The sequence below is a fragment of the Arthrobacter sp. AK01 genome, assembly GCF_021109375.1.
In the GTDB taxonomy this organism is placed as follows: Bacteria; Actinomycetota; Actinomycetes; order Actinomycetales; family Micrococcaceae; genus Arthrobacter.
In genome coordinates this window covers 58,704-78,578 of record NZ_JAJOHP010000013.1, presented here as the reverse complement: position 1 = coordinate 78,578, position 19,875 = coordinate 58,704, and the positions used below count along the sequence as shown (strand labels likewise).

The window sequence follows — 19,875 nt, the reverse complement described above, 5'->3', positions numbered from 1 at the left end:
TGGTCATGACTGAGAACTACACCGCTCTCTACGAAGAGCACAAGAAGCTCGGCGCGTCCTTCACCGACTTCGGTGGCTGGCAGATGCCGCTCAAGTACTCCTCCGAACTGGCCGAGCACCACGCAGTCCGCAAATCCGCCGGCCTGTTCGACCTCTCCCACATGGGCGAAGTCTGGGTCACCGGTCCGGAGGCTGCTGCGTTCCTCGACTTCGCCCTGGTGGGAAAGATCTCCGCCATGTCCGACGGCAAGGCCAAGTACTCGCTGATCTGCCAGGAAGACGGCGGCATCATCGATGACCTCATCACATACCGTCGCGGTTCCGAGAAGTTCCTGGTGGTTCCAAACGCGGGCAACGCTGCCGTTGTCGCCGAAGCCCTTCTGGAGCGAGCGGCCGGTTTCGACGTCGCGGTTGAGGACGCTTCGGCCGAAACTTCACTCATTGCAGTGCAGGGCCCGCTCGCCGAAGCCATCCTGCTGCGCTTGGTTCCGGCCGAACAGCACGCACTGGTCACCGAACTGAAGTACTACGCGGCAGTTGAAGTCCCGTTCACGTTCGACGGCGGCACTCAAGACCTGCTGTTGGCCCGCACCGGATACACCGGCGAAGACGGCTTCGAGATCTTCGTGGCGAACGATTCCGCCGCAGCCCTGTGGCAAGCCATCGCCGACGTTGCTGAGGAAGGCGAACTCACTCCCGCCGGCCTGGCTTCCCGTGACTCACTGCGTCTCGAAGCCGGCATGCCCCTCTACGGCAACGAGCTCTCCCGCGAAGGCAACCCCTTCGCTGCAGGGCTCGGCCCGGTGGTGGCGCTGTCCAAGGAAGGCGACTTCGTCGGCAAGGACGCACTCGCTGCCCTCAAGGCTGACGGGGCCGGTGCCACCAGCGGGCGCAAGCTCGTGGGCCTCAAGGGCTTGGGACGCCGCGCCGGACGCGGCCACTACCCGGTCCTCAAGGACGGTGCAGTGGTTGGCGAAGTGACCTCCGGCCAGCCCAGCCCCACGCTCGGCTACCCGGTAGCGTTGGCGTATGTCGACGTCGAGCACTCTGGTCTGGGTACCGCGTTGGACATCGACCTGCGGGGTAAGAGCGAGCCGTTCGAAGTCGTCGCACTGCCGTTCTACAAGCGCCAAAAGTAAGTTGCGGGTCCTTTGGGACCGACATCCTCCGCGGGCTCGGTCGCATGTGCGCCCGCTGAGCGGACGCGATGCTCCCTTGGACGCCCGCTTCCGGATGTCGGTTCCAAAGGGGAGAGTCCTCCGGCGCTTCGTGAACCGCTAAGGTGCTGGGGGAGTGGGGGCCTGCCGAAGGTGATCCTTTGCCACACCCCTGAATCATCCGCGCTCACGGCCCCCGGCGCGACACAATTAGATGTAGCCACTACACGTAAAGGAATCAGAATGCCCAAAGTAGCGCCCGAACTTCAGTACTCCGACGAGCACGAGTGGGTCTCCCGCGGCGAAGGGAACTCGGTATCCGTCGGCATCTCCGAGGTTGCCACCGACGCTCTGGGTGACATCGTGTACGTTGACCTGCCCGAGGTTGGCTCCACGGTCACCGCTGGCGAGACCTGCGGCGAAGTTGAGTCCACCAAGTCCGTCTCGGACCTGTACTCGCCGGTCACCGGTGAGGTCACGGAGATCAACGACGCAGTTGTCGGCGACCCCGCACTGATCAACAGCGACCCTTACGGTGCCGGCTGGCTCTTCAAGGTCGCCGCTGAGTCCGACGGCCCGCTGCTCTCTGCCGAGGAATACGCCTCCAAGAATGGCGGAGACCTCTCCTAACTCCCTTCGACCGAGTCTGATTCGGGGGGTCGCTGCGGGTCGTGGCGTGCGCACGGCATGTTCCGCAGCAAGACCCCGTATTGGGCGCCGGGATGGCCCTCGCCAAGGGCCCCTTTGGGCTGGCGTCCGGAAGCGGGCGTCCAAGGGAGCTTCGCGTCCGCCCAGCGGGCGCTTCAGCGACCGAGCCCGCGGAGGACGTCGACCCAACGGGCCCGAACGCTCGCAGGCAGCACCGGCCCACAAGGCGTAGCGTGGGATTGTAGAACTGAATAAATTTGCGACGCCGGGTTGCCGCCTTTGGGGGCCATCCGGCGTCGTGCTTCGGTCGCCTACCGCCACAAGCGGGGGAGGCCATCCGGCAGGACCATCTGCCGGACCGTTTCAAGCTGTATTAAGGGATCCCGACCATGGCTGTTGGTGTTTTCGATCTGTTCTCTGTGGGTATTGGTCCGTCGAGTTCTCATACTGTGGGGCCGATGCGGGCCGGGGCGGTGTTTGCCCGCGAGCTGCGTGAGTCCGGCGTGCTCGATTCCGTGGTGGGCTTGAGGGTTGATCTTTACGGCTCATTGGCTGCGACGGGCAGAGGCCATGGGACGTTCACCGCAGTGTTGCTGGGACTGGAGGGCTTCGACCCTGAGCTCATTCTGCCTGAGGAGGTGGAGGAGCGGTTGGCCATGATCGCTGAGACGGGTGTGCTGAACCTGGCCGGTGCGTCCGGTGAAGGTGTGGAGCTGCCGTATGCGGTGGAGGATATGGTGTTGCATCCGTTGACGGTGTTGCCGCGGCATACGAACGGGATGAAGTTTGCTGTCTCTGATGCTGAGGGGAATGTTCTGCGGGAGGCGACGTTCTTCTCGGTCGGTGGTGGGTTTATTGTCCGTGAGGGTGAGGAGAACGCGGCCCAGCAGGAGTTGGAGGAGTCCAAGAAGGAGTTGCCGTTGCCTTTTAGGACGGCGGCGGAGTTGATGGGCCGGTGTGCGTCCAAGGGCTTGGGGATCAGCGACATCATGTTCATCAACGAGCGGGCGTCCCGGTCGGAGGAGGAGATCCGGGAGGGTTTGCTGCATATCTGGTCGGTGATGGAGGCCTGTGTTGAGACGAGTTTGAAGCGTGAGGGTGTGTTGCCTGGTGGGTTGCGGGTCCGGCGTCGTGCTCCTGATTGGTTGGAGCGGTTGCTGAAGGAGGATAAGGACCGGAACGATCCGAAGTATTGGCAGGAGTGGGTGAACCTGATCGCCCTGGCTGTCAATGAGGAGAACGCTTCGGGTGGCCGGGTGGTGACGGCGCCGACGAATGGTGCGGCGGGGATTATCCCGGCGGTGCTGTATTACGCGTTGAATTATGCTCCGGGCATGGATCAGGCTACCCAGGCTGATAGGGATGATGTGGTGGTGAAGTTCCTGCTCGCTGCTGGTGCTGTGGGTGTGTTGTACAAGGAGCAGGCCTCTATTTCGGGGGCTGAGGTGGGTTGTCAGGGTGAGGTGGGTTCGGCGTCGTCGATGGCTGCTGCTGGGTTGGCTGAGGTGATGGGTGGTACGCCGGGTCAGGTGGAGAACGCTGCGGAGATCGCGATGGAACATAACCTGGGGCTCACGTGTGATCCGATCGGGGGGTTGGTGCAGATTCCGTGTATTGAGCGGAACGCGATCGCTGCGGCGAAGGCGATCAATGCTACGAAGATGGCGCTCTGGGGTGACGGGACGCACCGGGTTTCCCTGGACGAGGTGATCGTGACCATGCGGGAGACGGGCAAGGACATGTCCCATAAGTACAAGGAAACCGCGATGGGCGGCCTCGCCGTCAACGTCGTCGAATGCTGAGTCTGTTTACTGTCGGTGGCTAGTGCCATGCTGTATCCATGAGCGGGGGATACGACAGGGATTTTTTGCGGGCACGCCTTGAGCTGCCCAGTCCGTCGGCGACGACGATTCTGTTGGACTACATCCACTTTTCTGTGCGTTTCCGGGCTGCCCGGAAGCTTGCGGCGATCGTGGGTGTCAACATCAGCGGTGCGGAGCTGAACCCTTTGGCCCGCGAGGGAACCTGGCACTTCGACGACAGGATCCCCAAGGAGCAACAGGCAGGCCCGGACGTCTACAAGAACAACGCGTTCGACCGTGGACACCTGGTCCGGCGCCTTGATCCTGTCTGGGGCGATGCTGCTACGGCCAAGAAAGCCAACCAGGATACGTTTGCCTTCACCAACGCTGCGCCGCAAGTGGATGACTTCAACCAGGGCAAGGAGCTGTGGGTGGGGCTCGAAGACCATGTGCTTGAACATGCCGACGCCCACGACGCCAAACTCAGTGTCTTCACAGGACCGGTCTTCCGTGATGATGATCAGCCGTACCGTGGTGTCCAGATCCCGCGGAAGTTCTGGAAGATCGCGGCATGGACCAACGATGCCAAGCTGGCCGCCGTCGGGTTCGTCCTGGACCAGTCGCCGCTGCTGGGCAAGGTTGACCTGAAGAGAGCCATCGAGACGCGGCTCCTGGAAGGCGAACCGCCCCCGCTGGGTCCGTTCCGGACCTTCCAGGTCCCCATCGGGGAGATCGCGGACCTGACAGGACTAAGCCTGAGCCGGCTGTCCACTGCGGACCGCCTTGTCAGCGGCCAGCGTGAACTCGGAAAGCAACCGAAGGCAATCCAGCTGGAGAGCATGGACCAGATCCGTTTGTAAGCACCTGTTAGCGCCCGCTTCAGCTCAGAAATGAGCCGATTTTTCTCAGCCCGATAGACTTGGGGCTGCATGTCCGCATGCGCACCACGCTTTTGAACACTGCACCAAAACCCTGAGATTGGACACGGCCACCTTGCGAGAATTCACCGCCCGCTTTGCCACCGCCGAGGAAATCGACAACTGGGACAAGCACGTCACGGCCAATCCGAATGGCGGCAACATGCTGCAATCGGACGCCTACGCGGCAGTCAAGGACGGCAACGGCTGGCTGGTCCGCCGCCTTGTGGTGGAGAGCGCCGGCTACGCCAGCTACAACCTGCTCCTGGAGAAGAAGTTCCCGGTCATGGGCCGGCTCTGGTACCTGATCAAAGGCCCGGACGCTGCTGCCGTAGAGGACATGACCCCCATGCTCACGGCCATCGCCGCCCTGGCCAAGGAACAGAAGATGAACGTCTTCGCCATCAAGATAGAGCCCGACGTCGTGGACTCACCCGAGGCGGTGACGCACCTGAAGGCCGCTGGCTTGGTTAAAGCACCGAACATCCAATCCAACGACTCAACGGCGATACTCGATATCTCGGCACCGGCCAATGAAGTGCTCCGCAACATTTCCTCGCGTGCCCGGAACGCAGTCCGCAGGGCGGAGCGTGAAGGCTGCGAGGTAGTCCAGGCGGAGCCCGGCGAAGACAGTTACCGCAAGCTTTACGGCCTCATGCAGAACACCATGAACGCCAAGGGGGCCATGCCGCTCCGGAATTATGAGTACTACGCCACGTTCTGGGAAGAGTTCAGCAGCCGAGGCCAAGGGCACTTCTTCTTCGTTCACGAGGACGGGGCGCCGAGCGTTGGCGCTTTCGTCATCAACTACGGTTCCAAGGCGACGTACAAGGACGGCGGTTCCACCCAGAACCGCAAGCAGTACGGTGACTCACACTTGGCGCAGTGGGCTGCGATCCGGCGCATGCAGGAGCTTGGCTGCGTGGAATACGATTTCTGCGGCACACCCCCTGCGGCCAAGATCAAGGACAAGTCGCACCCGCTCTATGGCCTGGGATCCTTCAAGACCAGCTTCACCAAGACCGTCACGGATTTCGTGGGCTGTTACGACCTTGTGCTGGGACCAGTCCGCTACAAGCTGTGGCTAAAGGGAGCGGAACGTATCTTCCGTCGACTCGAAACCATGCGCACCGGCGGCCAGTTCTACTGACAGCCAGTTATCGGCAGCAAGCAAACTTCAGGCCCGCCCCGGCCACCAACGGGTGCAAATCTACTGTTAGGTGAGGTATTTTCTTTGACTCCGATTGAGGCTGGAACCGACATGGAATTCGTGATTCTCAGTGACGCTGATTTCGAGACGTTTGCCAAGGGACACCCCCAGGGCAGCTTCATCCAGTCCATGGACCTGACACGCTTCCAGCGCGCCCGTGGGCAGGAAGTCGAGCTCTTTGGCGTGAGGCAGGCCGGGAGCCTGATCGCCGCTGGCAAGCTCGTCTACACAAGCAACCGCTTCGGCTACAAGGTGTGCGACTGCGCCAAGGGACCACTGATGGACTACAGCGACCCCGCGATGGTGAGCTTCGTCGTCGAGCAGCTGAAGAAGCACGCGGCTTCGAAGAAGGCCGCGGAACTGCGGATCTCACCCAACATCCGGTACATCGCACGGGACGAAGAAGGCGCCGAGCACCCGGAGGTAGAGGACAACCGCCCACTGCTGAAGGAGTTCGAAGGCCTGGGCTTCAAGCACCAGGGCTTCGACATGAACTTCGCCAACATCAACTGGATGTTCATCAAGCAGCTCGACGGGATCGCAGATTCCGAAGAGCTGATCATGGGCATGAACTACCGCACCCGCAAGGCCATCCGGAAAGCCGAAAAGAACGGCGTTTACCTGGAGCAAGCCACGCTGGAGACCTTGGATGAGTTCTACAACGCGCTGAGCACCGCCGGCGACGAGAAGGGCTTCACGTACCGCGAACGCGAGTACTACGAGCAACTGCTCCGCAACACCTCCGATGAGTTCACCAAGCTCATGATGGCCAAAATCAACATCCCCGAGTACCGCGCGTCCATCACCGAACGCCTGGATGCCGAATCCAAGACCCTGGCAGACCTCAAGCGCGAGGTTGAGGAAACAGGCAGCAAGAAAAAGGCCAACCGCATCAAGGTTGTCCAGGACCTCGTGGACAGCTACGAGCGAAGCCTCAAGGACATCGAACGGTTCCCGGACTCCGTAGGCGTCGCCACCGTCGCAGCCATCCACTTCGCTTGCTCAGGTGACGAACTGGTGTGCGTCATCGGCGGCACAGTTCAGGATTACATTTACTTCAACGGTGCCACCTCCCTCTACTGGGGCATGATGCTGCACGCGCTCAACAACGGCTACTCGCGCTACAACTTCTACGGCACGTTCGGCATCCAGGGCCAGGATGAGACCGGCCACGGCGGCTACGAATTCAAGAAGGGCTTCGGTGGCGAAGTAGTCCAACTGGTGGGAGACTTCGTGGCCCCGGTGAACCCGCTCATCTTCAACGCCTATCGGGTGGTCAGGAAGCTCGCAGGAGCCGCCCAGACAGTGCTGGGACGATTGCCCCTTGAGAAATTGCCAGTAGTACGAAACCTGCGGGGGAACCGCTAATCAATCAAGCCAAGGGAGGATCACCGCGTGACTGAACGCCCCGAGGGGTCCGCCAGCAGGCCCCATACCGACGGCTTGCCCAAGACCCAGCCGCTGCGGCCATCGCAGGTCCGGCAGAACGTCAACGCCAAACGCATGCTCATGCGCCTGGTCCAGGGTGACAGCCCGCCCACGGCGCCCATGAACATCGTGGACCGGCTTGCCGGAAGTCCGTATGCCAACCCCACCATCCAGGTGGTGGGAGTGGATGCCTCCGCCCGTAAGACCATCGACTTCGCCCTGCACCTGGCTGAGGTCATGTTCCGCTACGGGGCAGGTGCCTTGGAAGTCGAGACGAGCATGATCGCCGTTACGGCTGCCCTTGGCCTGAAGAACGTTGAAGTGGACATCACCAACCAGTCGGTGGCCATCAATTACGCGCCCAAGGACCAGACCCCCATCACGCTGCTCCGCGTGGTGCGCTCCTGGACCAACAACTACGCCGGCCTTGCGCAAGTGCACCAACTGGTCACGGACATCGTGGCCGGGGGAGTGGGCCGCGACGAAGCCGTGCGCCGCTTGAACGAGATCATCCGCAGCGCCAAGCCCTTCCCACGGTGGATGGTCACCATTGCCTTCGGCATCTTTGCCGCAGTCTTCGTCGGCGTTTTGGGTGGCGGCCTGGGAGCTTCTGCGGTTGCCTTCGGTTCCAACATCCTGGTCAGCCTGCTCTCCCGCCAACTTGCCAGATGGCGGACCGCAGACTTCTTCAACACCATGGCGTGCGCCTTCCTGGTCACCTTTATCGCCTTGATGTTGCGGTGGGCGGGCGCGGACATCGCTCCGTCCATTGTGGTGGCCGGCGGCATCCTGCTGCTGCTTCCAACAGGGCGGCTGGTCTCGTCGGTGCAGGATGCCATCAATGGGTTCCCCGTAACGGCCGCGGGCCGGTTCCTGTCGACGCTGTTGACCTTCGGGGCCATCGTGGCGGGCATCGGCGTCGCCGTCGTGGTGGGGACGCTCATGGGCAGCGCCGTCCTGGACGTCACACAAACATTCCCCGACGCGTACCCCCTCTTGGTCCAAGCCATCCTCATCGCCATCGCGGTGGTGGCCATTGGCGTCACCGAACAAACCCAAATGCGGCTGTTATTCCCGACGGCGGCAGTCGGCATCGTGGGGTTCTTCGTCTTGTGGGGTGTGGGCGAAGCCGGGCTCGGCGACCGTTTATCGCCCGCCGTCGCGGCGGTGGTTATCGGACTGCTGGCTCGCGTGGTCGCGCTTAAATTGGGTGCTCCCCAGCTGGTGGTCGCAGTTCCAGCAGCGCTGATCCTGCTGCCTGGACTGACGATATTCCGCTCCATGTACGCCCTGACCGTGGAAGGGGGCGACTTCCTGGCGGGTGCCGGTGGCATGCTGAATGCCGGTGCGATAGTGCTGGGTGTCGCCGCAGGCATCGTGCTCGGTGACAACCTGGCCAGGCCGCTCACGAAGGGCCTCTCCAGTAACGAGCGCCGCCGGGTACGGAGGCGTTAACAACAAAAGCCCAACCGGGGCCCCCCCCCGGGGGGGGCCCGGGTTCGGCTTTAAGAACGAAAGCTGGATTTGGCCTGTATCTAGATTTGGCCGACGGGAAGCTTCTTCTCGGCCTGGAAGACTTCCTCCACCCGGCCCTGGGCCCAGTAGCCCGACAGCGAGACCTGGGAACGCTCCAAGCCGCGCTGTGCGAAGAAGATCTCGCGGAGACCCTTCATGTAGCCACGCTCGCCGTGGGCGAAGACGTCCACGCGGCCGTCCAGCCACTCGGTGTTGCGCATGGCCTCGAGCAGGAGGTCGCTGGCCCCTGCAGGCACTCCGCTGCGCAGCAGCCAGTGCAGTTCGACGCCGGCCGGTGCGGAGATCGGAAGGATGTCTGCTTCGCTATCCACCTCGAGGTAGACCGTGCCCCGGGCGTCCGCCGCAAGGGTTTCCACACAGGCCGCAATGGCGGGAATGGCGGCGTCATCGCCGGCGAAGAGGTACCAGTCGGCGTCCGGGGCAGGGTTGTAGGCGCCGCCCGGGCCAGTGAAGATCAGCGAATCGCCGGGTTCGGCCGCAGCCGCCCAGGGCCCTGCCAGCCCTTCATCGCCATGGACGACGAAGTCGATGGCCAGCTCCTGGGCTTCCAAATCTACCCAGCGGATGGTGTAGGTCCGTGTGTGCGGCCACTGATCGCGCGGCATGGTTTCGCGGATGGCCCACAAATCCAGCGGGTACTGGTAATCGACGCCCGGCTGAGGGAAGACGATCTTGACGTAGCGATCCACGTACTCGTTGTTCGCATAGTCGCTGAATCCTGCCCCGCCTGCCACGATCCGCACCATATGCGGTGAGAGGAGCTCGGTGCGCAGGACGGTCAGGTTGACCTGCGGGCGTGTTTTGCGTGTGGCGGACGATGTGACGGGGAGGGCAGTCATATAGGTAAGCCTAAGCTAATCCGCTGGACGTCCGCTGGGTATGAGTCGAACGTTACAACCCCGGCGCTCTCTCACCGATCGTCGCTTTGGGACGCATCCCCTCTCACAGATCGTCGCTTTGGGGCGGGGTTGGTGGACGGGCTACAGGACGGGCAGTTCCCAGTCGATGGGATCCGCACCCTGCCCCACCAGCAGTTCGTTGGTGCGGCTGAAGGGCTTGGAACCGAAGAAACCCCGCGACGCCGAGAGCGGACTCGGATGGACCGATACGATCGACGGCGCCCCACCCAGCAACGGAACCACGCCCTCGGCGTCCTTGCCCCACAAGATCGCCACCAGCGGGCTCTGGCGCCCCGCGCCGTCCGTACGGTTGGCGACGGCGGTAACTGCCGCCGTCGTGATGGCCTCCCAACCCTTGCCGCGATGTGAACCGGCATCGCCGGCTGCGACGCTGAGAACGCGGTTCAGCAGGAGGACGCCTTGGTCCGTCCAAGCGCTGAGGTCGCCATGGACCCGTGGCGGCAGGCCGAGGTCGTCGTGAAGTTCCCGGTAGATGTTGGCCAGGCTTCGCGGGATGGGTCGCGTTTGCCGCGACACTGCGAAGGAAAGCCCGACGGCGTGTCCCGGGGTGGGGTACGGGTCCTGGCCCAGAATCAGTACTTTGACGTCGGCCAGCGGTTGCTTGAAGGCCCGCAGAAGGTTCTCGGCGGAAGGCAGGACCTGTGTCCCCTTGGTGGCTTGGGTGGCTACGAAAGCCAGCGCACTGCGGAGATGGCCTTCGACAGGGCGCAGCGCATCGGCCCAGTCAGGGGTCATCAGTTCTTCGAGTGGGCGGTCAGGCAGCTCGGCGAAGCCAGCCTCGCCCGCATCTGCTGGTTCTAGATCAAAGAGTGCGTCCTCGCCATTCACCAGGCCATTGTCTCCCGCGCCGCCCCGGCCCGGCGAATGACAGCGTTGTTATTCGCCTATAACATGGGGGTAGGACATTTTCCCCCAACAAGCGTCGAAGGAGTGTGCCGTGGCAGAACCAGCACCGGAACCGATGGCGCCGCAGGCAACGGGTTTTGACCTCCAGGACCTCGCGGCCGGGATACGCAGTGACTCTCCGCTCAGCGAACGGGACCAGCAGATGCTGGCGCTGGAACGGCAGTGGTGGAAGTATGCCGGCGCCAAGGAACAAGCCATCCGTGAGCTGTTCGATCTCTCGGCCACACACTATTACCAGATCCTGAACGCGTTGATTGACACCGAAGACGCGTTGGCCCACGATCCCATGCTCGTCAAGAGATTGCGTAGACTACGTACGTCCCGCCAGCGTGCGCGGACGGCACGTCGCTTGGGGTCCGACGCGTAAATCGCCAGGCTGATCTGTCAGCAGCAACCAGCAAGGACAACGCTTCACCATGACCAAGTATGCCAAGGACGAATTCGACCAGGTTCCGCAGAACACATCCCGGCAGGGCGTACATCGCGACGCCCAGGAGACCGCGCGCCCCACGTTGTGGCCGGTCCTGACTGTTGGGGCGGTGGCCTTGGTCCTCGGATTGGTGGCCTTCCTGGTCCTTCCGAACCTCGGCGTCGTGGCACCCGGCGCCGCGCCCAGCGCCTCGACGCCGGCACCTCAGCAGACTGACGCCTCGTCTTCAGCGACACCAAGCGAATCCAGCAGCGCCCCGGCCACATCCGGCGAACCGACCCCGTCCGATAGCCCATCCGCGACGCCGTCCTCGGCTCCCGTGGACAAGGCCACGCCGGTCGCGGTCTACAACGGCGCCGGCACCGCTGGGTTGGCTGGCCGTGTTGCTGGCCTGGTGGAGGCCGACGGATGGACGCTCAGCACTGTGGGCAACTGGGGCGGCCTGCCGCAGCAGACGTCCGTGATCTTCTACAACGCACCGGAGCAGAAGGTGAACGCCGAGGCTTTGGGCGCCCTGCTGGGTATCCAGTCGATCGTTGAATCTCCCGAGGTCCAGCAGCCCTTGGTAGTTGTGGCAGGGCCGGGCTTCCAGTAGCCCAACTGGCCCGGATGGGCTCCGAATGCCCAAACTCGGTTAAGCCTCAATAACAAAAGTCACCCCCGCGCCTTGCATGGGAGCGCGGGGATAGTGACAGTGGTTACAGTGGATTAATTCCGGTACGGAGATCCCGGCAACCGGACTTGGCTACTGCGAAAGTGTGGGCATCATGGCATTGGGAACCGTCAAATGGTTCAACGCCGAAAAAGGCTACGGCTTCATCACTGTGGATGAATCCGGCGACGACGTCTTTGTACACTGGTCAGCTATCCAGATGGATGGCTTCCGCGCCCTCGAAGAGGGCCAGCGGGTTGAGTTTGAACTGGGTGAGGGACAGAAAGGCCCGCAGGCCGAAGGTGTACGCGTCGCCTAGCTCCCACGGCACGCCACCGTCAGCCATTGGCTGAAACCCCCTGTGTATGTAGAGCAAAGTGGCGTCCCTGCTTGCACTCTCCCCGGTCGAGTGCTAATTATTGATTTAGCACTCCTATGGTTCGACTGCTAAGTCCGGCCCGGGTAACCCCGGTGGTGGACGGCGCATGGACCACTGGAGGATCAAGAAACACCTTGGTGGGGTGAGGTTCGGAGCGCGGGGCATACATAGGCCGCAAGCGAAGAACCGTCCGTCGCGGGCACCCCATCTGACAGGTACCTTCTTAACGACTGTCCCGAAAGGACTACCGCCGTTATGGCCAAGATCATTGCATTTGATGAAGAGGCACGCCGCGGCCTCGAGCGGGGCCTGAACATCCTCGCAGACGCCGTCAAGGTCACCCTCGGCCCGCGTGGACGCAACGTCGTCCTCGAAAAGAAGTGGGGCGCCCCCACGATCACCAACGATGGTGTTTCCATCGCCAAGGAGATCGAGCTGGACGACCCTTACGAGAAGATCGGTGCAGAACTGGTCAAGGAAGTTGCCAAGAAGACGGATGACGTCGCTGGCGACGGTACTACCACTGCAACTGTCCTCGCCCAGGCACTGGTGAAGGAAGGCCTCCGCAACGTAGCTGCCGGCGCCGACCCGCTGTCCCTCAAGCGCGGCATCGAGAAGGCCGTTGAGGCAGTCATCAGCGAACTGCTGGCCTCCGCCAAGGAAATCGAAACCAAGGAAGAGATCGCAGCCACGGCTTCCATCTCCGCCGGTGACCCGGAAATCGGCAGCCTGATCGCCGAAGCCCTGGACAAGGTGGGCAAGGAAGGCGTTATCACGGTCGAGGAGTCCAACACCTTCGGCCTGGAGCTCGAGCTCACCGAGGGTATGCGCTTCGACAAGGGCTACATCTCCGCTTACTTCGTCACCGACGCAGAGCGCCAGGAAACGGTCCTCGAAGACCCGTACATCCTGATCGTCAACTCCAAGATCTCCAACGTGAAGGAACTCGTCACGGTTCTGGAGAAGGTCATGCAGTCGAACAAGCCGCTGCTGATCATCGCCGAAGACATCGAGGGCGAGGCCCTGGCCACCCTGATCGTCAACAAGATCCGTGGCACCTTCAAGTCCGTTGCCGTCAAGGCTCCGGGCTTCGGTGACCGCCGCAAGGCCCAGCTCGCCGACATCGCCATCCTCACCGGTGGCCAGGTCATCTCCGAAGAAGTTGGCCTCAAGCTCGAGAACGCTGGCCTTGAACTCCTCGGCACCGCCCGCAAGGTTGTTGTCACCAAGGACGAGACCACCATCGTTGAAGGTGCCGGCGACGCCGAGCAGATCGCAGGCCGTGTGGCCCAGATCCGCGCCGAGATCGAAAACTCCGACTCCGACTACGACCGCGAGAAGCTGCAGGAACGCCTGGCCAAGCTGGCCGGCGGCGTTGCAGTCATCAAGGCCGGTGCCGCAACCGAAGTTGAGCTCAAGGAACGCAAGCACCGCATTGAGGACGCAGTCCGCAACGCCAAGGCTGCTGTTGAAGAAGGCATCGTCGCCGGTGGTGGCGTTGCCCTCATCCAGGCTGGTGCCAAGGCATTCGCCAACCTGAACCTGCAGGGCGACGAAGCAACCGGCGCCAACATCGTCAAGGTTGCCATCGACGCTCCGCTGAAGCAGATCGCCTTCAACGCCGGCCTCGAGCCGGGCGTTGTGGTGGACAAGGTTCGCGGCCTGCCTTCCGGCCACGGCCTGAACGCTGCCACGGGCGTCTACGAAGACCTTCTGGCTGCCGGCGTCAACGACCCCGTAAAGGTCACCCGCTCGGCTCTCCAGAACGCTGCTTCCATCGCTGGTCTCTTCCTGACCACCGAGGCCGTAGTTGCCGACAAGCCTGAGAAGAACGCTCCGGCTGCCGGCGGCGACGACATGGGCGGCATGGGCGGCTTCTAAGCCTCCTTGCTGTAGCGATACAGCGCCCAGCATCACGCTTTAGAGCAAACGACGGCGGTCCTCACCTTTTGGTGGGGGCCGCCGTTTTTGCTGCCTATCACGGTTTCAGTGTCGGTGGGGTCTGGCAGGATTAACGCATGACGATTATTGCTGCCGCTGACGGGTCCGCCCTCGGCAATCCTGGGCCGGCCGGTTGGGCCTGGTACGTTGATGACTCCTGTTGGCGCGCAGGAGGCTGGCCGCACGGCACCAACAACCAGGGTGAACTCATGGCCGTCCTGGACCTGTTCCGGTCCACGGCGCACGTGCCGGAGGAAGAACTGCTGATTCTTTGCGACAGCCAGTACGTCATCAACTGCGTCACCAAGTGGATGCCGGGATGGAAGCGCAAAGGCTGGCGCAAGGCCGACGGCAAACCCGTGTTGAACGTGGACCTGCTCAAAGACATCGATCAGGCGATCGTTGGCCGCAAATACACGTTCGAATGGGTCAAAGGGCACGCCGGGCATGACCTCAACGAGGCCGCTGATGAGCGTGCACGCGCCGTAGCCACGGCCTACCAGCAGGGTGTGGCGCACCGGGCCGGGCCCGGGTTCCCTGGCGCGCTGGGGCAGGGCCACGGGCAAGTAGAGACCCCCGCGCAGGCCAAGACGCAGACAGCAACTCAGGCAGGGACTCAGCCCCGTGCGTCAGAGCCCGTTCCCGCGGGTGCGGCTGCCTCCTCTACGGGCACCGCAGCGAAAGCTTCCCCCAAGTTTGAACGCAGCCCCCGGCCCCATTTCGAGCCGACCCTCTTTGGGGAGTCCGGAATCTTTGGCCAGCCCGACCTTTTCAGTGAACTCGAAGGAGCTTCGGCCCAGGAGCTCTCCGCTGAAGACACTGTTCTCGCCTTGGAACGGGAATTGCTCCGGCCCGACGTTCGGGCTGACATCGGCCGGATTGGCGTGCTGCTCCACCCGGATTTCGCGGAGATAGGCAGCTCGGGCCGTTTTTGGACCCGGGACGCCATGATGATGGCGCTGGAAGAGGACCCGGGTGAACCCACGGAGCTCGAACTTCTCAGCGCCGACCGCCTGAGCGAAAATACCATCCTGCTGAACTACCGCAGCCTCGCCCATACGGGGTCCGCCCTTCGCAGTTCTGTCTGGATGCTGGACCGCGGTCAATGGCGGCTCCGCTTCCACCAGGGGACTGTGGAGAACTAGGGACTGTGGAGAACTAAGCACTGTGGAGAACTAAGGACTGCGGAGAACCAAGGACTCTGGATGAATGACCTGCAGGGCCGGGATGCACAGGGGGAAGACAACCGGCCCCGCAGGAGCTCAATGGGCGGGAAGCCTAGTATGTGAAGCGTTGGGTGTTGCCCTGTTCCACTTCCGAATAGCTTGTGGCGGCTGAAGACAGTGCCATGGTGATGGATGCGAGCGAGGCTTCGACCTTGCTCTGAGTGAGGGACCATTCCACGACGAGGGACTGAAAGTTGGTGGCTGCGGACCCCCGCCACGTGGTCTGGAGTTCCTCCAAGCCACGGGTCATGGCCAACACATCGGAACTGATGCGGTCAACGGTTCCTTTGACATTGGCCGATTTGAGCTGAAGCAACTCGGTATCGACGGAGATGACGCTCATGGGTATTGCCTTTCGACGAAGATGTTCCGCAGGCTGCGGCGGGATGCGTGGGCCACAACATCGAGCCTAGGCAGGGCACAGCAACCGCGAAACACAGCTTCGCCGCTATGTGGACAACACCGCTATGTGGAAATACTGCCCGTAGGGCAGCAGTGTCGGCCGGTGGCAGAGCTACTGGGAAACCAGCTCCGCCGGCTCCTCACGGAACGGAAGGCTGACCACCAACGTGGCGCCGCCGCCGTCGGTCTCCGTAACCCGCACGGTACCGCTGTGCGAGCCCACAATCGCCGCAACAATGGCAAGGCCGAGTCCGCTGCCACCGGTTTCCCGGGTCCGCGAAGTATCCGCGCGGTAGAACCGTTCGAAGATCTTGTTGGTTTCCGTCTCCGGAATTCCGGGCCCGTGATCGCGGATCTCCACGACCGACACTGAGCCGGCGGGGGTGGTCCGGACACCCACAGCGAGTTCAATCGGGCTACCTTCCGGCGTGTACCTGAGGGCATTGCCCACCAGGTTGCCGATAACCTGCCGAAGCTTGGCTTCGTCGCCGTGGACGGGAGCCGCGGAAGGGGAGTCGCCGTCGAGCCCTGTAAGCGTGATGCTCCGGTCTCCGGAGGAGGCCTTGGTGTCCACCATGGCATCGTGGGCCAGGAGTTGCAGGTCCACCGGCTTGAGCTGAAGTGGTCGCTGCTCGTCCAGACGGGCCAGCATCAACAGGTCCTCCACCATGGAGCCCATGCGCTTGGCTTCGCTTTCGATCCTGCCCATCGCCATCGCCACATCCTCCTGCGAGGTCAGGGCGCCGTGCCTGTAGAGCTCAGAGAAGCCGCGGATGGTCACCAAGGGCGTACGCAGTTCATGGGAAGCATCTGCTGCGAAGCGGCGCATCCGCCCCTCGGAAGCAGCGCGGGCCGCAAATGAGGCCTCAATGTGCGCGAGCATGGCGTTCAGGGAGCCGCCGAGCCGTCCGACTTCGGTGTGCGGATTGTCGATTTCCACACGCCGGGAAAGGTCACCGGCTGCGATGGCCGCGGCCGTCTTTTCCACCTTGGCCAGGGGCCGGAAGGATCGGGCCACGGTCCAAGTGGCGATGAAGAAGGCAAGCACCAGGGTCAAGAGGCCAACGCCTACCACCACCAGGACGGCATGTTCCATGACCTTGTCCACTGGCGTCAGCGGCAGTCCGATGATGACCACGCCGTTTTGTCCATCATTGGTCACCACCCCTACGGCAACTACGCGCCAGTCGGTCCCGCCTGTGCCCCTGACCTGGAACGGGGTATTGCCGCGCTGTTTCGCCTCAGCAAGGCTGATATCGGCAATCGCGGGACGGTCAGTCTGGCTGCCGCCCAATTGGTAAGGATCAAATCCGGGAACATACAGCGTGAGCGAGTAGTCCGTGGGCACGGCGGAGTCGTTGGGCGCCGTGGGGTTCGGACGGGACAGATTGTTGAAACCACCCTGCTGTTGGGCCAGGGCGACCGCTGTTTTGAGTTTGTCGTCCACCTGGCCCTGCAGGTAGCTCTTGACGAGCGTCAACGTGCCCGATCCCGTCGCCGCCAGGGCCAGCAGGAGCAGGCCCATGATGATGGCGACGAGCTGCGACCGCAGGGACGCCGATTTCCAGCGTTGCAGCAAGGTCAGCGCTTCTCTGCCGTTCGCAGCACGTAGCCCACGCCGCGCTTGGTCTGGATCAGGGCAGCGGCATCGGGATCGATGTCCACTTTGCGGCGCAGGTAGGAAATATAGGACTCAACGATCGAGGCGTCACCGTTGAAGTCGTATTCCCAGACGTGGTCCAGGATCTGGGCCTTGGAAAGTACCCGGTTGGGGTTCAGCATGAGGTAGCGCAGGAGCTTGAATTCGGTGGGGGACAGCTCGATCACGGTTCCGCCGCGGCGGACCTCGTGGGCGTCGTCGTCGAGTTCAAGATCGTCGACGCGGATCACGGCGTCGTCATCTTCCAGCGGCTGGGTCCGGCGGAGGACGGCCCGGATTCGTGCCACGACTTCGTCGAGGCTGAAGGGTTTGGTGACATAGTCGTCGCCGCCGACGGTCAGGCCGGTGACTTTGTCCTCGGTGTCATCCTTCGCCGTGAGGAACAAGACGGGGAAGTGCTTGCCCGCGGCACGGAGGCGGCGCGTCACCGTGAAGCCGTCCATGTCAGGGAGCATGACGTCCAGGACGGCGAGGTCGGGGGCATGGAGGTCCGCTGCTGCGAGGGCTTCGCGACCATTGGACGCGGCAACGACCTCGAAACCTGCAAAACGCAGGGACGTGGAGAGCAGCTCGCGGATGTTGGGTTCGTCATCGACGACAAGGAGCTTGGCTTCGGGGCCGTTCTTTTTCATGACATCCATGATGCTCCCAGAAACTGGGAGTTCTCTGGACGCTGCATGTGAGCGCACTGCGTGGCAGGGTTGCGTCGTCCGACCTTGCCCGGAGCCGCAGCTCAGGCACCCAATGCGAGGCCAGCCCCCAGCGCCACCATGGTCACGGCGATGCCGCCGTCCAGGAACCGCCACGACAACGGCCGGGCGAAGAAGCCACGGAGAAACCGGGCACCAAAGCCCAGCGAGCAAAACCACAGGATGCTGCCCAGCATCGCGCCGGCCCCAAACCACCACTGCAGCTGAGTGCCCTGGGCGCTGGCGATCGAACCCAGAAGGGCGATATCCAGGTAGACGTGCGGGTTGAGCCAGGTCAGTGCAAGGACGGTGGTGACGGCCGCTGCTAGGCCGCGTTTCGCACCGCCGTCGTCGGCTGCTCCCTCGCTGGCAGTCAGCGACTGCGGACGCAGTGCCCGCCGGGCGGCCAGCAATCCGTACGTCACCAGGAATGTGGCGCCAATGTAGCGGAGTACGACGACGGCGGCAGGGGCTGCCGTAATCAGGGCGCCGGTGCCGAGGACACCGGCAGCGATCAGCACGGCGTCGGACAATGCGCAGACGGCCACGACGGGAAGGATGTGCTCGCCACGGATGCCTTGTCGCAGCACGAACGCGTTCTGTGCGCCAATGGCGACGATGAGGGCCAGGCCTGTGGCCAGGCCGAGGCCTGCGGAGTGGAAGAAGTCGGTGTAGGTCACTCTTTGAAACTACGGTCGAAGCAAACTTTAGGCCAGCTAATGATTCTGATGCCACGTAAGATCTCCTTATGCCACAGTTTCCCTCCGAGCAATTGCTGACCTTCGCCACAGTCCTCTCCGAGGGGACGCTGGATTCGGCAGCGCGCCTGCTTCACATCACCCCCTCTGCGGTGTCGCAGCGGTTGAAGTCGCTGGAACAATCAGCGGGTCGGGTGCTGCTGCAACGCAGCAACCCTGCGCAGGCCACCGAAGCAGGCGAAGTGGTTCTCCGGCTGGCCCGCCAGGTAGCCCAACTGGAGGCCGACGCAGGCCGGGAGCTCGGGCTGGGCACTGACGGTGCGCAACGTGCCGTTCCGATCGTGGTCAACGCGGACTCGCTGGCTGTGTGGTTCCTCCAGGCGCTTGCCCACGTGCCCGGTGATCTCAACGTCACTTTCGACCTCCACCGGGACGACGAGCAGCACTCCACGTCGTTGCTGCGGTCCGGGACTGTGATGGCTGCCGTGACGGCAACCCCCGAGCCCGTGCAAGGGTGTCGCGTGGAAAGCCTGGGCGTCATGCGATACCGCGCAGTGGCAGCGCCGGGCTACCTGGAGAGGTGGTTCCCGGATTTTCCGGACGGTTTGGACCGGGCCGCACTCAACACTGCGCCCACAGTGGATTTCGACCGCAAGGATACCTACCAGTGGGCCTTCGTGCGCTCGTGGCCCGACGCCTCGGGAGATCCTGTGCCTGAGCGGCGGGGGCCTCGGCACTACGTGCCGGCCTCGCATGATTTCGGCGACGCGATCCGGCTTGGCCTGGGGTGGGGCTTGATCCCTGAAGTCCAGTGCGGACCGGACATAGCCGACGGCAGGCTGGTTGAGCTGGCCCCGGAGAGGCCCTTCGATGTGCCGCTTTACTGGCAGCGATGGAAGACAGCTTCCAGGGTGCTGGACGTACTGAGCGATACGGTGCGTGAGGTGTCCGGCCGGTACCTCACCAAACCCTGAAAGCGGCTAAATCCGAACACGCCCAAGGATGCTTCCAATAATGTCAGTGCCCCGTTCCACACTTAAATCATGGCAAACACAGCAGCACCAGTGAGCATCCACCACCGTCAGCTCTCCGAAGACATCGAGTTTCACGTGACCTACCTGGACAGCGAAACGGGCCGGGTCCGGCGTGAGGACTTCCACGACCTCGCGGCGGCCGAGCGCTTCGCCAGTGCCCAGCTCCGCGACGAGGATTGCTGGGCCGTGGTGGACCACGTCAAGGTCCAGCACACCAGCCGGATGGTTGCCTAGGCACCA

At 63.0% G+C, this 19,875-nt stretch carries 20 protein-coding genes; 14 read left to right on the top strand and 6 right to left on the bottom strand.

Annotated features, from left to right (window positions below):
* Window positions 1-5 precede the first annotated feature (5 nt).
* The 7 genes from gcvT (at window position 6) to LN996_RS06560 (ending at window position 8,617) form a co-directional block, all read left to right on the top strand.
* Complete coding sequence (gene gcvT, locus LN996_RS06590; protein WP_231339627.1) at window positions 6-1,139, top strand: glycine cleavage system aminomethyltransferase GcvT; 1,134 nt, start codon at window positions 6-8, stop codon at window positions 1,137-1,139.
* 261 nt (window positions 1,140-1,400) lie between these two features.
* On the top strand, window positions 1,401-1,787 hold the full coding sequence (gcvH, locus tag LN996_RS06585; RefSeq protein WP_231339626.1) for a glycine cleavage system protein GcvH: 387 nt from the start codon (window positions 1,401-1,403) through the stop codon (window positions 1,785-1,787).
* Window positions 1,788-2,194: 407 nt separating this feature from the next.
* The gene (locus LN996_RS06580) at window positions 2,195-3,607 is read left to right on the top strand and encodes an L-serine ammonia-lyase (RefSeq protein WP_231339625.1); all 1,413 of its coding nucleotides are present in this window, start codon (window positions 2,195-2,197) and stop codon (window positions 3,605-3,607) included.
* 38 nt (window positions 3,608-3,645) lie between these two features.
* The gene (locus tag LN996_RS06575; protein WP_231339624.1) at window positions 3,646-4,467 is read left to right on the top strand and encodes a DNA/RNA non-specific endonuclease; all 822 of its coding nucleotides are present in this window, start codon (window positions 3,646-3,648) and stop codon (window positions 4,465-4,467) included.
* A gap of 118 nt (window positions 4,468-4,585) precedes the next feature.
* Window positions 4,586-5,674: a peptidoglycan bridge formation glycyltransferase FemA/FemB family protein gene (locus LN996_RS06570; RefSeq protein WP_231339623.1), complete on the top strand. Its 1,089-nt coding sequence runs from the start codon at window positions 4,586-4,588 to the stop codon at window positions 5,672-5,674.
* A gap of 111 nt (window positions 5,675-5,785) precedes the next feature.
* The gene (locus tag LN996_RS06565) at window positions 5,786-7,102 is read left to right on the top strand and encodes a peptidoglycan bridge formation glycyltransferase FemA/FemB family protein (RefSeq protein WP_231339622.1); all 1,317 of its coding nucleotides are present in this window, start codon (window positions 5,786-5,788) and stop codon (window positions 7,100-7,102) included.
* Between the two features lie 27 nt (window positions 7,103-7,129).
* Window positions 7,130-8,617 (top strand): threonine/serine exporter ThrE family protein, encoded by a 1,488-nt coding sequence (locus LN996_RS06560; RefSeq protein WP_159709126.1) that lies wholly within the window; start codon window positions 7,130-7,132, stop codon window positions 8,615-8,617.
* Window positions 8,618-8,697: 80 nt separating this feature from the next.
* On the opposite strand, the gene LN996_RS06555 is transcribed toward LN996_RS06560, so the two are convergent.
* Both LN996_RS06555 and LN996_RS06550 read right to left on the bottom strand, forming a co-directional pair.
* Complete coding sequence (locus LN996_RS06555) at window positions 8,698-9,537, bottom strand: siderophore-interacting protein (RefSeq protein ID WP_231339621.1); 840 nt, start codon at window positions 9,535-9,537, stop codon at window positions 8,698-8,700.
* A gap of 141 nt (window positions 9,538-9,678) precedes the next feature.
* On the bottom strand, window positions 9,679-10,449 hold the full coding sequence (locus LN996_RS06550) for a uracil-DNA glycosylase (RefSeq protein WP_231339634.1): 771 nt from the start codon (window positions 10,447-10,449) through the stop codon (window positions 9,679-9,681).
* Between the two features lie 106 nt (window positions 10,450-10,555).
* On the opposite strand from LN996_RS06550, the gene LN996_RS06545 reads away from it, so the two are divergent.
* The 5 genes from LN996_RS06545 to LN996_RS06525 all read left to right on the top strand — a co-directional run bounded on the left by LN996_RS06545 (window position 10,556) and on the right by LN996_RS06525 (window position 15,071).
* Window positions 10,556-10,891 carry a DUF3263 domain-containing protein gene (locus tag LN996_RS06545; protein WP_374110786.1) on the top strand — a complete coding sequence of 112 codons (336 nt, stop codon included), beginning with the start codon at window positions 10,556-10,558 and terminating at the stop codon, window positions 10,889-10,891.
* A gap of 49 nt (window positions 10,892-10,940) precedes the next feature.
* A complete protein-coding gene (locus LN996_RS06540) occupies window positions 10,941-11,549 on the top strand; it encodes a LytR C-terminal domain-containing protein (RefSeq protein WP_231339620.1) in 609 nt (202 codons plus the stop codon).
* 172 nt (window positions 11,550-11,721) lie between these two features.
* The gene (locus LN996_RS06535) at window positions 11,722-11,925 is read left to right on the top strand and encodes a cold-shock protein (protein WP_011773737.1); all 204 of its coding nucleotides are present in this window, start codon (window positions 11,722-11,724) and stop codon (window positions 11,923-11,925) included.
* A gap of 315 nt (window positions 11,926-12,240) precedes the next feature.
* Window positions 12,241-13,866: a chaperonin GroEL gene (gene groL, locus LN996_RS06530; RefSeq protein WP_091465695.1), complete on the top strand. Its 1,626-nt coding sequence runs from the start codon at window positions 12,241-12,243 to the stop codon at window positions 13,864-13,866.
* A gap of 137 nt (window positions 13,867-14,003) precedes the next feature.
* Window positions 14,004-15,071, top strand: coding sequence for an RNase H family protein (locus LN996_RS06525; RefSeq protein WP_231339619.1), 1,068 nt, complete (start codon window positions 14,004-14,006; stop codon window positions 15,069-15,071).
* A gap of 133 nt (window positions 15,072-15,204) precedes the next feature.
* Here the strand turns inward: LN996_RS06525 and LN996_RS06520 are convergent, their stop codons facing one another.
* The 4 genes from LN996_RS06520 to LN996_RS06505 all read right to left on the bottom strand — a co-directional run bounded on the left by LN996_RS06520 (window position 15,205) and on the right by LN996_RS06505 (window position 18,583).
* Window positions 15,205-15,495, bottom strand: coding sequence for a WXG100 family type VII secretion target (locus LN996_RS06520; RefSeq protein ID WP_231339618.1), 291 nt, complete (start codon window positions 15,493-15,495; stop codon window positions 15,205-15,207).
* A 171-nt stretch (window positions 15,496-15,666) separates the two neighbouring features.
* A complete protein-coding gene (locus tag LN996_RS06515; RefSeq protein ID WP_231339617.1) occupies window positions 15,667-17,133 on the bottom strand; it encodes a cell wall metabolism sensor histidine kinase WalK in 1,467 nt (488 codons plus the stop codon).
* A 2-nt stretch (window positions 17,134-17,135) separates the two neighbouring features.
* A complete protein-coding gene (locus LN996_RS06510) occupies window positions 17,136-17,846 on the bottom strand; it encodes a response regulator transcription factor (RefSeq protein ID WP_026543233.1) in 711 nt (236 codons plus the stop codon).
* A gap of 101 nt (window positions 17,847-17,947) precedes the next feature.
* Window positions 17,948-18,583 (bottom strand): LysE/ArgO family amino acid transporter, encoded by a 636-nt coding sequence (locus tag LN996_RS06505; protein ID WP_231339616.1) that lies wholly within the window; start codon window positions 18,581-18,583, stop codon window positions 17,948-17,950.
* 68 nt (window positions 18,584-18,651) lie between these two features.
* Between LN996_RS06505 and LN996_RS06500 the strand changes: the two genes are divergently transcribed.
* Together LN996_RS06500 and LN996_RS06495 are read left to right on the top strand one after the other, a co-directional pair.
* Window positions 18,652-19,575 (top strand): LysR family transcriptional regulator ArgP, encoded by a 924-nt coding sequence (locus tag LN996_RS06500; RefSeq protein ID WP_231339615.1) that lies wholly within the window; start codon window positions 18,652-18,654, stop codon window positions 19,573-19,575.
* A 69-nt stretch (window positions 19,576-19,644) separates the two neighbouring features.
* The gene (locus tag LN996_RS06495) at window positions 19,645-19,869 is read left to right on the top strand and encodes a hypothetical protein (RefSeq protein ID WP_231339614.1); all 225 of its coding nucleotides are present in this window, start codon (window positions 19,645-19,647) and stop codon (window positions 19,867-19,869) included.
* Window positions 19,870-19,875 lie beyond the last annotated feature (6 nt).

Bases quoted from the DNA above. Each gene is read 5' to 3' on its own strand.
- LN996_RS06525 (WP_231339619.1), top strand. From the start codon at position 14,004: ATGACGATTATTGCTGCCGCTGACGGGTCCGCCCTCGGCAATCCTGGG.
- LN996_RS06580 (WP_231339625.1), top strand. From the start codon at position 2,195: ATGGCTGTTGGTGTTTTCGATCTGTTCTCTGTGGGTATTGGTCCGTCG.
- groL (WP_091465695.1), top strand. From the start codon at position 12,241: ATGGCCAAGATCATTGCATTTGATGAAGAGGCACGCCGCGGCCTCGAG.
- LN996_RS06575 (WP_231339624.1), top strand. From the start codon at position 3,646: ATGAGCGGGGGATACGACAGGGATTTTTTGCGGGCACGCCTTGAGCTG.
- LN996_RS06495 (WP_231339614.1), top strand. From the start codon at position 19,645: ATGGCAAACACAGCAGCACCAGTGAGCATCCACCACCGTCAGCTCTCC.
- gcvH (WP_231339626.1), top strand. From the start codon at position 1,401: ATGCCCAAAGTAGCGCCCGAACTTCAGTACTCCGACGAGCACGAGTGG.
- LN996_RS06520 (WP_231339618.1), bottom strand. From the start codon at position 15,495: ATGAGCGTCATCTCCGTCGATACCGAGTTGCTTCAGCTCAAATCGGCC.
- LN996_RS06540 (WP_231339620.1), top strand. From the start codon at position 10,941: ATGACCAAGTATGCCAAGGACGAATTCGACCAGGTTCCGCAGAACACA.
- LN996_RS06535 (WP_011773737.1), top strand. From the start codon at position 11,722: ATGGCATTGGGAACCGTCAAATGGTTCAACGCCGAAAAAGGCTACGGC.
- LN996_RS06555 (WP_231339621.1), bottom strand. From the start codon at position 9,537: ATGACTGCCCTCCCCGTCACATCGTCCGCCACACGCAAAACACGCCCG.
- LN996_RS06565 (WP_231339622.1), top strand. From the start codon at position 5,786: ATGGAATTCGTGATTCTCAGTGACGCTGATTTCGAGACGTTTGCCAAG.
- LN996_RS06510 (WP_026543233.1), bottom strand. From the start codon at position 17,846: ATGAAAAAGAACGGCCCCGAAGCCAAGCTCCTTGTCGTCGATGACGAA.
- LN996_RS06500 (WP_231339615.1), top strand. From the start codon at position 18,652: ATGCCACAGTTTCCCTCCGAGCAATTGCTGACCTTCGCCACAGTCCTC.
- gcvT (WP_231339627.1), top strand. From the start codon at position 6: ATGACTGAGAACTACACCGCTCTCTACGAAGAGCACAAGAAGCTCGGC.